The organism is Acidobacteriota bacterium, from assembly GCA_030774055.1.
GTDB lineage: Bacteria > Acidobacteriota > Terriglobia > Terriglobales > Acidobacteriaceae > JACPNR01.
The window spans coordinates 1-12,474 of sequence record JALYLW010000140.1 but is presented as its reverse complement, the minus strand read 5'-3'; the positions used below and the strand labels follow the sequence as shown (position 1 = coordinate 12,474).

At 64.1% G+C, this 12,474-nt stretch carries 11 protein-coding genes; 3 read left to right on the top strand and 8 right to left on the bottom strand.

The window, feature by feature from the left end; all coding sequences use genetic code 11:
- Positions 1-1,504: AMP-binding protein (locus M3P27_11910; protein MDP9269012.1), on the top strand; the 1,504-nt coding region annotated here is incomplete at its 5' end.
- Between the two features lie 4 nt (positions 1,505-1,508).
- On the opposite strand, the gene M3P27_11905 is transcribed toward M3P27_11910, so the two are convergent.
- The 8 genes from M3P27_11905 to M3P27_11870 form a co-directional block, all read right to left on the bottom strand.
- Positions 1,509-1,979: an SgcJ/EcaC family oxidoreductase gene (locus M3P27_11905; GenBank protein ID MDP9269011.1), complete on the bottom strand. Its 471-nt coding sequence runs from the start codon at positions 1,977-1,979 to the stop codon at positions 1,509-1,511.
- A 201-nt stretch (positions 1,980-2,180) separates the two neighbouring features.
- A complete protein-coding gene (locus tag M3P27_11900; GenBank protein MDP9269010.1) occupies positions 2,181-3,245 on the bottom strand; it encodes a 6-phosphofructokinase in 1,065 nt (354 codons plus the stop codon).
- Positions 3,246-3,318: 73 nt separating this feature from the next.
- Complete coding sequence (locus M3P27_11895; protein MDP9269009.1) at positions 3,319-5,721, bottom strand: DNA translocase FtsK 4TM domain-containing protein; 2,403 nt, start codon at positions 5,719-5,721, stop codon at positions 3,319-3,321.
- Positions 5,722-5,872: 151 nt separating this feature from the next.
- Positions 5,873-6,739, bottom strand: coding sequence for an undecaprenyl-diphosphate phosphatase (locus M3P27_11890; GenBank protein ID MDP9269008.1), 867 nt, complete (start codon positions 6,737-6,739; stop codon positions 5,873-5,875).
- Between the two features lie 3 nt (positions 6,740-6,742).
- A complete protein-coding gene (locus M3P27_11885) occupies positions 6,743-7,690 on the bottom strand; it encodes a hypothetical protein (protein ID MDP9269007.1) in 948 nt (315 codons plus the stop codon).
- 131 nt (positions 7,691-7,821) lie between these two features.
- A complete protein-coding gene (locus M3P27_11880; protein MDP9269006.1) occupies positions 7,822-8,802 on the bottom strand; it encodes a threonine/serine dehydratase in 981 nt (326 codons plus the stop codon).
- A 27-nt stretch (positions 8,803-8,829) separates the two neighbouring features.
- Positions 8,830-10,698 carry a long-chain fatty acid--CoA ligase gene (locus M3P27_11875; protein MDP9269005.1) on the bottom strand — a complete coding sequence of 623 codons (1,869 nt, stop codon included), beginning with the start codon at positions 10,696-10,698 and terminating at the stop codon, positions 8,830-8,832.
- On the bottom strand, positions 10,685-11,341 hold the full coding sequence (locus tag M3P27_11870; protein MDP9269004.1) for a TetR family transcriptional regulator: 657 nt from the start codon (positions 11,339-11,341) through the stop codon (positions 10,685-10,687). Before M3P27_11870 ends, M3P27_11875 begins: the two co-directional genes overlap by 14 nt.
- A 200-nt stretch (positions 11,342-11,541) precedes the next feature.
- Between M3P27_11870 and M3P27_11865 the strand changes: the two genes are divergently transcribed.
- Both M3P27_11865 and M3P27_11860 read left to right on the top strand, forming a co-directional pair.
- Positions 11,542-11,790 carry a redoxin domain-containing protein gene (locus M3P27_11865; GenBank protein MDP9269003.1) on the top strand — a complete coding sequence of 83 codons (249 nt, stop codon included), beginning with the start codon at positions 11,542-11,544 and terminating at the stop codon, positions 11,788-11,790.
- Between the two features lie 9 nt (positions 11,791-11,799).
- On the top strand, positions 11,800-12,117 hold the full coding sequence (locus M3P27_11860; GenBank protein ID MDP9269002.1) for a redoxin domain-containing protein: 318 nt from the start codon (positions 11,800-11,802) through the stop codon (positions 12,115-12,117).
- The last annotated feature ends 357 nt before the right edge of the window (positions 12,118-12,474 follow it).

Genomic DNA, 12,474 nt, shown 5'->3' with positions numbered 1-12,474 from the left:
GCCGAGCGCGGAGCGCGAGGCGAGTAGCGTTGCGGCGACCCTGGAAAAAATGCCAGGCCAGCAGATGGTCGGCATCCTCATGCCGCCCTCGGTCGCGGGCGCGCTCGTCAACTACGCCGCGTCGCTGCTCGGCAAGGTCCCCGTCAACCTCAACTACACCGCGAGCGACGAAGCCGTAGCCTCGAGCGCGCGCCAGTGTGGCCTCACCACGGTGCTGACCTCGCAGCAGTTCCTGGAAAAGGTAAAGATCACCGTCCCGGGGAAGACGCTGCTCATCGAAGACGTCGCTGCTGCTCCCGGCTTCTTCGAGAAGCTCACCGCGTTCCTGATGGCGTGGCTCTTGCCCATGCCGCTGCTCGAGCGGGCGCTCGGTCGTTCAGAAAGCCCCCACATAGATGCGCTTGCCACCATCATTTTTTCTTCGGGCTCGACCGGCGACCCCAAGGGCGTGATGCTCTCGCACTTCAACATCGGGTCGAACATCGAACAGATCGGGCAGACCTTCGCCTTGCAAGGCGCCGACAAAGTCCTCGGCATCCTGCCCTTCTTCCACTCCTTCGGATACACCGTCGGCCTCTGGATGCCCGCCGTCCTCGGCATCGGCGTCGTCTACCACCCGAATCCGCTGGACGCGCGCGTGATCGGTGGCCTCGTCGCCAAGTATCGCGTTACTTTCATGGTCGCCACGCCCACGTTCTTGCAGGCGTATATCCGGCGCATCCCGGCGGAGGACCTGGGCAGCCTGCAGTTCGTGATCGTGGGCGCCGAAAAGCTGCCGCAGCGCCTGGCAGACGCATTTGAAGACACCTTTGGCATCCGTCCGCTCGAGGGTTATGGCTGCACCGAGTGCTCGCCCGTGGTCGCGGTGAATACGCGCGACTACCGCGCGCCCGGATTCCGCCAGGTCGGCGCCAAGCGCGGCGGCATCGGACATCCGCTGCCCGGCATGAGCGTGCGCGTGCTCCACCCCGACTCCGGCCAGCCCCAGCCCATCGGCACGCCCGGCATGCTGCTGGTCCGCGGACCCAACGTGATGCAGGGCTACCTCGGCCGCGCCGACAAGACTGCCGAAGTGCTCCACGACGGCTGGTACACCACCGGCGACATCGCCGCGTTCGATGAAGATGGCTTCCTCACCATCACCGACCGCCTCAGCCGCTTCTCCAAGATCGGCGGCGAGATGGTCCCGCACTTGAAAGTAGAAGAGAAGCTGCACGAGCTGGCGGAAGCCACCGAGCAGACATTCGCCGTCACCAGCCTGCCCGACGAGAAGAAGGGCGAGCGCCTGATCGTGCTGCACACCCTGCCTGAAGATAAGTTGCAGCCGGTGCTGGAGAAGTTTGCCGCCAGCGAGCTGCCGGCGCTATGGAAGCCGCGGGCTTCGCAGTTCGTCCACGTGGACGCTATCCCATATCTAGGGACAGGGAAGCTCGACCTGCGGCGCATCCGCGACCTCGCCACGCAGCTCTTCACCGCTGCGGACACCAAAGCCGCGCCGGCGTAGATAGCTACTGCGGCTTTCGGGGAGTGAATTCCTGGTTGTGCATGACGTCGATCAGCCACCGATCGCCATGGCGGCTGACGATCAAAGTCAGCAAGCCTTTCCGCAGCGGCAAGGGCGTACCATCCGTCTCGATCGCCCCCGTCATCTCCCACGAGACGTCTACGCTCGCGATCTTCGGCGTGAGCATGCGCAGGTTCGCAATCGTTCCGGAGAGATGAGTGTCCTTGAAGCGGCTTGCGAACATCGGCGCGTGAAATGCCTCTACGGCCTTGCGGCCGTGGGCTGACATCCCGATGACGTTAGTAAAGTCGGCATCCTCCGCAAAGGTAGCCGCGAAGGCGTGCGCGTCGTGTTTATTCCACGCGTCTATGAGGCTGGAAGCAAGTTTCTGGATCCCCTGCTCCTTGCCCACGGGAGCGCCTTGCCCGAAGGCAGCTGCGGTCAACAACAACGCGATTACTAATACTCTCGCCATGTGGATTATCCGAGGAGAACTCAAACAGCGGCACTGCGTGCGCCACAAGCTTACCAGAGTCAAATGGTTACCGGAGCGAGTCCTCCACTTCCTTCAGCCAGTCGGGCCGCTTCAGTATCTCCCTTGGCTTCGGACCATCCGCCGCATCCGCGACCTCGCCACGCAACTCTTCGCCGCTGCGGACACCAAAGCCGCGCCTGCCTAGTCTTTCATCTCCGTCTTTTCGTGCAGGCCGAGCGCGACCGCGATCAGGTCATCGCCCACCAGCCGCGTCTTGCCGATCGCCTCGGCGATGGGGACGGAGACGATCTCTGTCCCGTGCAGCGCGACCATGCAGCCCGACTCACCTTGGTGCACCATGTCGATGGCGCCCATGCCATAACGGGTCGCCAGCACGCGATCGAACGCGGTCGGCGACCCGCCACGCTGGATGTGCCCCAGGACGACGGCCCGCGTCTCGAAGCCGGTGCGCCGTTCGATCTCGTGTGCCAACACGTTGCCGATGCCGCCCAGCCGCACGTGTCCGAACTCGTCCTTCGACAGCTCGGTGACCACGGGCGCACCGTGCGCTGGATCCACGTCGCTGCGGAAGCGCGCGCCCTCCGCCACCACCACCACGCTGAAATAGCGTCCGCGGGCGTGCCGCCGCCGGAGCGTCTCCGCCACCTCATCGATGTCGAAGGGACGTTCCGGTAGCAGGATCGCGTCGGCGCCGCCGGCGATGCCGCTATAGATGGCGATCCATCCGGAATCGCGGCCCATCACCTCGACCACCATCACACGATTGTGCGCCTCGGCGGTGGTGTGCACGCGGTCGATCGCCTCGGTCGCGATGTTGACCGCGGTATCGAAACCGAAGCAAAAATCGGTCCCGCTCAGGTCATTGTCGATCGTCTTCGGGACCCCGACCACCTTGGCCTTCTTGTCGTGCAATTTCATCGCGACCGACATGGTGTCGTCGCCGCCGATGGCGATCAGCGCTTCCACCCCGTTCTTCTTCAGCGTCTCGATACAGCGCTCGAGCCCACCTTCGTGCTTGCTGGGATTCGTCCGCGAGGTGCGCAGAATGGTCCCCCCGCGGGGCAGGATGCCGGCCACCGCGTGCAGGTCGAGCAGCATCGTCTGGTTCTCGAGCACGCCGCGCCAACCCTCGAGAAAGCCGACGAACTCATCGTCGTAATGGAAGATACCCTTGCGGACCGCGGCACGGATCACCGCGTTCAGGCCGGGGCAGTCGCCCCCGCCGGTGAGGATCCCGACTTTCATACTGATCCCTCGGAAGTAGAAGCTGAGTGCGCCCGCTAAACGGCGCACCACTACCAAGGTATCAAATCACTCGCTAACGCAGGCTGTCTTCCACCTCTTTCAGCCAATCCGGCCGCTTCAATATCTCCCTCGGCTTTGGACCGTCGGCCGCTCCCACGATGCCGTCGCGCTCCATCAGGTCGATCAAGTGCGCGGCCCGCCCGTAGCCGATGCGCAACCGCCGCTGCAGCAGGGAAGTGGACGCCTTGCCGAACTCGAGCACCAACCGTACCGCATCCTCGAACAGCTCGTCCTGCTCGGTCTCGCCCTCTTCGCCGTCGTTCACGCCGCCACCCGCGCCGGGCTCCCGCTCGTCTTTCGGCGCCTGCAAAAACTTCTCTTCGTATTGCGCCAGGCCCTGCGCGCGCCAGAACTCCACCACCGCACCGATCTCTTTCTCGGTGACGAACGGCGCATGCAAGCGGTGCACGCGCGCCGATCCCGACGGCAGGTATAGCATGTCGCCGCGTCCGAGCAGCGACTCCGCTCCGTTCGCGTCCAGGATGGTCCGCGAGTCGACTTTCGTAGCCACGCGGAACGAAACCCGTGCCGGGAAGTTTGCTTTGATCAATCCAGTGATAACGTCCACCGACGGACGCTGCGTCGCCAGGATCAAATGGATGCCCACCGCGCGCGCCATCTGCGCCAGCCGCGTGATCGATTCCTCCACGTTGTGCTGGTCGAGCATCATCAGGTCAGCCAATTCGTCGATGATGATCACGATGTAGGGCAGCGGCTTGTTCGAGTCGTCGCCTTCCTGGAACAGGCTGGGCGTGCGCGAATCGTCGAACGTCTTGTTGTACTGTTCGAGGTTGCGGACACCCTTCTCCGCCAGCAGCTTCAGCCGGCGCTCCATCTCGCGGACCGCATTGCGCAGCGCGTAGGCCGCCACCTTCGGCTCGGTGATGATGGGCGTGAACAGGTGCGGCACGCCTTCGTAGACGCCCAGCTCCAGGCGCTTCGGATCGACCAGGATCAAGCGCACCTGGTCGGGCGTGGACTTATAAAGGATGGACATGATCATCGCGTTGATGGCCACCGACTTGCCCGCGCCGGTCGAGCCCGCGATGAGCAAGTGCGGCATGGTCTGCAGTTCCGCCGTCACGATGCGTCCGTTGATGTCTTTGCCCATGGCAAGCGCCAGCTTCGACTTTGACGCCATGAACTCCTGCGACTCGATGACCTCGCGCAGCCATATGGTCTCGCGCTCGCGGTTCGGCACCTGGATCCCGACCGTCGACTTGCCCGCCATGCGCTCGATCAGGATGCTCTCCGCCCGCATCGCCAGACACAAGTCTTCGGTCAGCCCGGTGACGCGGCTGTACTTGATGCCCGCCTCCGGTTTGAATTCGAAAGTCGTTACGACCGGACCGGGGTTGATGTGTGTCACCTGGCCGATCACGTCGAACTCGGCCAGCTTGTCGGTGAGCACTTGTGCCAGCGCCTTGACCTCGGCTTCGTCGACCGCTTGCTGTTCTTCGGGACGGTGCAGCAGGGAAGTGGACGGCAGCTTGAAGCCGCCGGCGATGCGCGGCATGGTCGTCTTGGCTTTCGTGCCCGCGTCGGCGCGCGTCCCAATACCCGGCTCGGCCACATTCACCGTCATCACGGATGCTGGTGGGGTTGCGGAGGAAGCGGCGGCATAACCAGCCGTCGCGATCGGCGGCGGTGCATACACTGATGCCGGTTGCGGCGGTTGCATCGCCATCGGCGCGGTCATTGCCCGCTTCGCCGTGACCAGTTGCGCCGTTACCACCGGCTTCTGCAGCTTGCGCCGCTCCAGCTCGCGTGCGGCTTTGCCTTTCGCGCGCTCCATGCGCCAGTCTTGCAAGCGGTCCCACGCGGCGAAGGCGAACGCAAAGCGCGTCTCCGCCCAGAGCTGCATCGCTCCGAAGGAGAACGCGGTCGAGAGGTAGAGCGCGACCAGGATCACCGCCAGGCTCACGATGTACGCGCCCGTGAGGTTGAAGTAGTGGATGAGCGCGTCCCCCACGATGCGCCCCAGCAATCCCTCGACGGGGATGGAATGTACCCAGCGCAGCGTCCACGGCATCAGGCCGAGCAGCGCCGGCGTGAACACCAGCAGCGTGGCCGCGCCGATCGTCTTCGCCACCGGCGAGTCCACCGGACGCGACCGGAACCAGCGCAGCGCCAGCAGGAACACCATCGCCGGGGCCAGGAACACGGTGACGCCCCAGAATTGCAGCAACAGGTCCGCGACGTGCGCGCCCGCGATGCCGACCCAGTTGCGTGCCGGGGTGCCCGTAGGACGAAGCGCGCCTGTCCCCGAGGAGGCAGTATTCAACGAAGGATCGAGTGGGGAATACGAAACCAGTGAGAGCAGCAACAAGACGGCCCCTACGAAAAGCAGGAAGCCGATCAGTTCATTGAAACGTTTGTTGTTGGTCGGGGTGAATACGCGTACGAAATACTTCATTCCAGATGACACACCCAAACGGCTATGGAGCCGTGTCCGTGAGAGACACCGCCGCTGAATGCGCGCGTACTACACCAGAGCTGCCCCGATTATGGGGCAAGAGCCGCGCGGAAACAACAGAAAATAAACGGCTGGCACGGCCACCTACCCTCTACGCCCGCGCCACCCACCACAGCACGAACACCCCCGCCAATATCCGATAGATGGCGAACGGCCAGAAGCCGCGCCGCCGCACCCAGCGCATGAACCAATGCACCACACCAAGCGCCACGATAAAGCTCACCACGAAGCCGATGGCGAGCACCATCCACTCATGCGCGTTCGCCGGCGCCACCCCGATCTCGGCCGCGCCCGGCTGCACGTGGAATGATTTGTAGAGGTCGTAGACCACGGCCGCAGCCATCGTCGGCATGGCGAGGAAGAAACTGAACTCGAGCGCGGCCGCGCGCGACATCCCGGCGATCTGCCCGCCGGCAATGGTCGCCATCGAGCGTGACGTGCCGGGGAAGACGGCCGAGAGCACCTGGCAGCCTCCCACCCACACCGCCTGCCCGAGCGTGACCTGCTCGATCGACTGCGTGGGATGCGGCGCGACCGGCGCGCCGTAGTACGCGTCCACCAGCCACATCAGCACGCCGCCAATGATGAGCGACCACGCCATCACGGTAAGGTTTTCCAGGTTATGTCCGATGACCTTCGTCAGCAGCAGCGACGGCACGGCGGTGCACACGAACGCGATCCCGATCAGCGAAAGCGGATGCGTCAGCAACGTCTTGTCGCCCAGCACTCCCCTCGGAAACGTCCGCAGGAATTCATGGATGCGTTTGCGGAAATACAGCGGCACAGCCAGGATCGCGCCCAGCTGGATCACGATGGAGTACATCTTCCAGTATCCGCTGGCGAGATCGATGCCGAGGAACGATTCCGTGATGCGCAGGTGCGCGGTCGAGCTGACCGGCAGGAACTCGGTGAGTCCTTCGACGATCCCGAGCAGCAGGCTGACCAGATAGTCGTGCATCGCCTAGTCGCTCGGGCTGCCGTAGGTCGGCATGCCTTGCTGCACCATGAACACGAGTCGCTGCGCGCGCGTCGCGTAATCACTTTCGGGGTACGAAGAAACGACGCGCTGCGCCAGCGCTGCGGCCTTGCTCTTCGCGCTCGCGGATCTTCCCGCGTCGCCTTCCGTCTTATAGATCTCGATCAGCGCCGACTGCCGCCACGCCGCGTTGTAGAGCGCCTCCGCTGCCTTCGGCGATCTTGCGCGCTCCTCCGCGTACTTCGCATAGATCTCCGCTTCCTTCTCCGGACACTTCGACTCGCCCTTCCATTCGCCGCAGATCTTGTTGTCGATCATCGCGAAGTCAGCGAGGTCGGCCCACTTCGTCCCCGGATATTTCTTCTTCACCTGCTTCATCATCTCTTCGTCGATCATGGGACGCATCCCCGGGCTCTGCTCGCGCGCTGAAGGCCGCGTCCACACGTCCACCGAATCGATCTGCCACCGGATGTCCGCCGCCCGGTACAGCGCCTCGCCCGCCAGCGGCGAGTTGGGGAAGTACTCGGTGACGCGCATGTAGAGCCGCCCCGCGTCTACGTCGGCGCCCTTGCGTCCGTGCCGCTTCTGCGCTTCCGATTCGGAATCCACCGCCTCGCCGAACAATATCCGGTCGCCGTTCGGCGTGCTCGCGCGCACGATGCCTTTGTCCTGGATCCAGCCGCTCACGTCCTTGCCCTGGTCGGTGGTCGCGAACACGTGTAGCCAGCCCGGTGAGGGTTCGAGGATGTTCATCTCGCGCCCGCGCGGGATCACTCCCATGCGCTGCGCACTGCTGTCTGGCGAGATGTAGATGGCCGCCTCCCGGATGGGTACGCCGTGGTCAATATTCGTGGCAGGAGCGTTCGCCGCAAGGGCGTTCGCCGCAAGAACTCCCACGGCCAGCAGGACGATGGAGCACGTTAGCCGTGCCAACTTGACTACTGCGCCACCGCTAGCCATCGCTCGTCGCAAAACCCACCTCATGGATATAGAAGACAGAAGGAAACAGAGACTTCGCGGAACTCCAGATTTTACACTGCCACGCCTGAGTGACGCGGCCGCCGCTACCCGAGCACGTCCCGCAGCAGCCCCGGGTCCACGTTCCCGCCGGTGATCACGCACACGATCTTTTCCGCCGCCGGCAGCTCGTTCCGGTGCCATCGCCAGGCGGCATACGGCACCGCTCCGCTCGGTTCCGCGACGATGTGTACCTCGGTCGCCAGCTCGCGGATGGCGCCGCGGACCTCGTCCTCGGTCACGGTAACGATGTCGTCGCAATACTTCCTGATGTGCTCGAAGTTCAGCCGCCCAAGGGATTGCGTCCGCAAGCCATCGCAGATCGTCCGCGTAGTCTTCTCCGCCGGCCACTCCACCAGCTTGCCGGTGCGAAAGCTCTCCTGCGAATCGCCCGCCAGCTCGGGCTCCACGCCCACCACCTTGGCCTTCGATCCGCTCAACTTGATCGCCGTCGCCGCGCCGCTCAGCATCCCGCCCCCACTCACCGGCGCCAGCACCAACTCAACATCGGGAAGATCGCCGAGGATTTCCAGGCCGCAGGTGCCCTGTCCCGCGATGATGGCAGGGTCGTCATAGGGCGGGACCATCACGTAGCCATGTTTTGCCGAAAGTTCTTCCGCCTTCGCCAGGCGCTCCGAACTCGCCGTCCCCACGAAGACGATCTCCGCGCCCAGCGCGCGCGTGCCTTCCTGCTTCACCGGCGGAGCGTTATTGGGCATCACGATCACTGCCTTGATGCCGAAAGCGCGCGCCGCATAAGCCACCGCCTGGGCGTGGTTGCCGCTCGAGTACGTGATCACGCCGCGCTTGCGCTCGGCTTCGGAAAGCCCAGCGACTTTGTTATACGCGCCGCGGATCTTGAACGCGCCGATGGGCTGCAGGCTCTCCGCTTTGAAGTAGACGCCCGCGACCTTGGGATGAGGAATAAGCGGCGTGTGGAACGCCACGCCCTTGATGCGCTGCTGCGCGGCGAGGATATCGGCCAGCGTGACCAGGCCGGTAGCGGCTTCTGTCGAAACGGGATTCACGAGGTCAGAATAACAGCCGCGAGCAGCCTACGAAACACTCGCCGCTTCCGTCGCCTGTGCGCTCGGCCCGGCGTACATCTCGTCGATCTGGGCTTTGTACTTCTGCTCGAGCACGCGCCGCTTCAGCTTGTGCGAGGGGGTGAGCTCGCCGGTGGCGATGGAGAACTCATCCGGGACGAGCAGCACCTTCTTGATCTTCTCGTAACGCGCGAGACGCTGGTTCATGTCGGCGACGATGCCGTCGAAAAGCGCCCGCACTTTCGGATGCGTGATCAGCTCGCCGCGCGAGTGGAATTCCACGCTGTTGGCGTGGGCCCAGCTCTCGAGCAGCGGAAAGTGCGGCGCCACGATCACGCTGGGAAAATTCCGCCGGTCGCCGAGCACAGCCGCGTGCGCCACCAGCACGTTCGCCCGCAGGTGTCCTTCGATGGGCTGCGGCGCGATGAACTTTCCTCCCGAAGTCTTGATCAGGTCCTTCTTGCGGTCGGTGATGGAGAGATAGCCGTCGGCGTCGATCTCGCCGATGTCGCCGGTCTTGAACCATCCATCGTCGGTGAAAGCACGCTTGGTTTCTTCCGGCAGTTGCCAATAGTTCCTAAAGACGGACGGCCCGCGCACCTCGATCTCGCCATCTTCGGCCGCGGTCCGCACCTCGACGTTGGGCAGCGGCTTGCCGACCGTCCCGATGCGGTGCTCGCCCGGCGTGTTGATGGCGATCACCGGAGAAGTCTCTGTCAGCCCGTAGCCCTCGTAGATGCGTATGCCGCAGTCGGCGTACCACTCCGCCAGGTGTACCCCCAGCGGCGCGCCGCCGGAGATGAAGTTGCGCGCGCGTCCGCCGAACGCGCCCAGTACCTTGCTGAAGAGAAACGTGTCCGCCAGCTTCCAGTCGAGCGTGTCTGGCTTTTTGCCGGCCAGCGTAAGCGCCCGGTGCTTGCGGCCGACCCCGAGCGCCCGCTCGCTGACCTTGCGCTTGATGCCCGAGCCGAGCTTCTCTTCCACGCCGTTGCGTATTTTCTCGTAGACGCGCGGCACACCGACGAACAGCGTCGGCTTTACCTCTTGCAGCGTCTGCGACAGCAGGTCGAAGACCGGGCAATATGCGATCAGCGCGCCATAAGTGAAGCAGACGTAGTCCAGATGCCGGGCAGTGATGTGGGAGAGGGGCAGGAACGAGATGCAGCTATCGCTCTCGCCCCAATCGTAGAACTGCAACGACACAAGATTTGCGGCCAGGTTGCCGTGCGTGAGCATCACGCCCTTCGGCGTCCCGGTGGTTCCCGAGGTATAGATGATGGTCGCCAGATCGCCGGGCGCGATCGCCCGCGCCGCCGAATCGAGGGCGAGTTCGCGACCGGTGATCTCGTCGGAAACGAAGCTGCTCATCCGCACCGTGCTGTGCGCATCGTGGTCGGGCGCCTGGGAATCGACATCGACCTCGACATCGTCCATCACCACCACCTTCTCGATGGCGGTCCCGCTGCGGATCTGGCGCAGCTTCTCCAACTGCTCCTGCGTCGAGACGAACGCGATGCGCGCTCCCGAATCTTTCAGGATGAACGCTGCCTGCTCCGCCGTGAGCGTGGGATAGATGGGAACATCGGCCACGCCGAGGGCGAGGCAGGCGAAATCCACCACCGCCCATTCCGCGCGGTTCTCCGCCATGATAGCGACGCGGTCACCCTTGCGCACGCCCCACGCGCTGAGCGCGCGTGCCGTGGTCACCACGCGCGAGTAAAGTTGCCGCGCCGAGATGCCCACCCAGGCGCCTTCCGAGCGATAGGTCATCACCCGCGCGCGGTCGCGCTCCACTACGGTGAAGAACACGTCGTTCACCGTGTCGATCACGGGATGCGGCGGTTGGGGCGCGGGAAAGATGTTCTCAGCGGCGGCCATTGGGGCTGGTCTCCAATCCCGCCAGGATCACGTCCACCACGGCGTCCGCCGCCCCGGCCAGCGGATAATCGTGCTCGCTCAGCATCCACGATGTCACCATCTCATCGAGCGCGCCGAACAGGCAGTTCGCTGCGATCTTGTCGCTGACCCCGGCGCGGAATTCTCCCGAGCGCTGGCCCTCGCGCACGATGCTGCGGATCATGTCGAAATACTCCACCAGGCGATGGCGCGAGAATTGGCCCAGGAATTTCGCGCTGTGCCGCAACTCCGTCTGGAACACGATGGCCAGGTTGCGGTTCGCGCCCAGCATGTCCAGATGCAGGAATGCCAGCCGGTGGAGCCGCTGCTTGGGAGCTGCGATGCCCGCCAGATCGCGCCGCGCCCGCTCCAGGAAAGAGTCAAAAGCGCTGTCGATGGCCGCCATCAGCAGCTGTTCCTTGTTCTTGTAATAAAGATAGATGGTGCCGTCGGCCACCCCGGCGCGGTCCGCGATCTCCGCGACCCGCGCCTGCCAGTAGCCTTTTTCCGCGATCACGGCCACCGCCGCGTCCAGGATCCTTTGCGACTTATCGCCGCGCTGCGACTTGTCCGCGCCGCGCCCCGTGCGCGCGACCGCCGCCGGCTCGCTGGGTTTGATGGTCACTGTCTGCTGGTCACTGGCTCCACTGGTGGTTCCCCTGGCTGTGGTATCTCGATAGCGGCAGGGAATCGCTTCCGAGTCACAAATCTACGGCATCAGGGCGTGTAGCGGCAAATCAGAGCTGCTCGCTCGGAGGCGCATTGACCCACCCTCGCCACGGCGGTACCCTAATCCCACCTTCCGCCCATCGCAGAGGTGCAAACATGAGACGTCGCATCACCGCACTCCTCACCCTCTTCCTGCTCGCGGCCGCGTCCGTCACGGCACAACAAGCCAAGCCCGCACCGCAGCCCGGCCCGCCGCCGCTCAAGTTCAAGGTCGGCGACACCGTCCCCGACTTCACCCTCAAGTATTTCGACGGCACCGCGATGAAAGACTTCTCCCTGCACGACTACAAAGGGAAGAAGAACGTCCTCGTGGCCTTCTTCATCTTCGCTTTCACCGGTGGTTGAACGCAGCAGATGAAAAATCTCCAGGCTCATCTTCCTGAGCTGGAGGCAGACACCCAGGTCGTGGGTGTGAGCATGGACAGCCCCTTCGCCAACAAGGCTTTCGCCGACCAGGTCGGCGCCAAGTTTCCCATCGCCAGCGATTGGTTCAACGGCGGCACCGTCACCAAAGAGATCTTTGGCATCTACAGCGACAAATACAAAGCCGCCCGCCGCGTGAACTATCTCATCGGGAAAGATGGCAAGATCCTCGAGATCCAGGAGGGCAACGAGGCCGTCGACCCAACCAAGATCGTCGATGCCTGCAAGGCTCGCCGGCTCAAACAGTAAGCAGTAATAATCAGGCTCGAAACGGGCGTCCTCTCCGGGCGCCCCGTAGTTTTTTGCCGCTCTTCAGCTCCTCACGCCCACGCTCCCGACGCTGTTTCCGCCGCTACAACCATTCCCGAACAGGGAACAAAAAACCCGATGCGGAGAGGTCTGTGCCATAACGCACAGTCCGCTTGCCAACGCCAGCATACGGTTGGAGGCGCAGCACAAGGCACCTTGCGGTTGCGCTCGGCCGGCAGACTCTCGCCGGCCGCGAACCGGATCCGGAGAGGACCCATGATGGACGCCCGCCACTCGGCGCTGCTCAAAGCCGACGCACTCCAGAGCGCGATCTTCAACAGCGCCAACTTCTCCAGC

Bases quoted from the DNA above. Each gene is read 5' to 3' on its own strand.
- M3P27_11865 (MDP9269003.1), top strand. From the start codon at position 11,542: ATGAGACGTCGCATCACCGCACTCCTCACCCTCTTCCTGCTCGCGGCC.
- M3P27_11860 (MDP9269002.1), top strand. From the start codon at position 11,800: ATGAAAAATCTCCAGGCTCATCTTCCTGAGCTGGAGGCAGACACCCAG.
- M3P27_11875 (MDP9269005.1), bottom strand. From the start codon at position 10,698: ATGGCCGCCGCTGAGAACATCTTTCCCGCGCCCCAACCGCCGCATCCC.
- M3P27_11900 (MDP9269010.1), bottom strand. From the start codon at position 3,245: ATGAAAGTCGGGATCCTCACCGGCGGGGGCGACTGCCCCGGCCTGAAC.
- M3P27_11905 (MDP9269011.1), bottom strand. From the start codon at position 1,979: ATGGCGAGAGTATTAGTAATCGCGTTGTTGTTGACCGCAGCTGCCTTC.
- M3P27_11895 (MDP9269009.1), bottom strand. From the start codon at position 5,721: ATGAAGTATTTCGTACGCGTATTCACCCCGACCAACAACAAACGTTTC.
- M3P27_11890 (MDP9269008.1), bottom strand. From the start codon at position 6,739: ATGCACGACTATCTGGTCAGCCTGCTGCTCGGGATCGTCGAAGGACTC.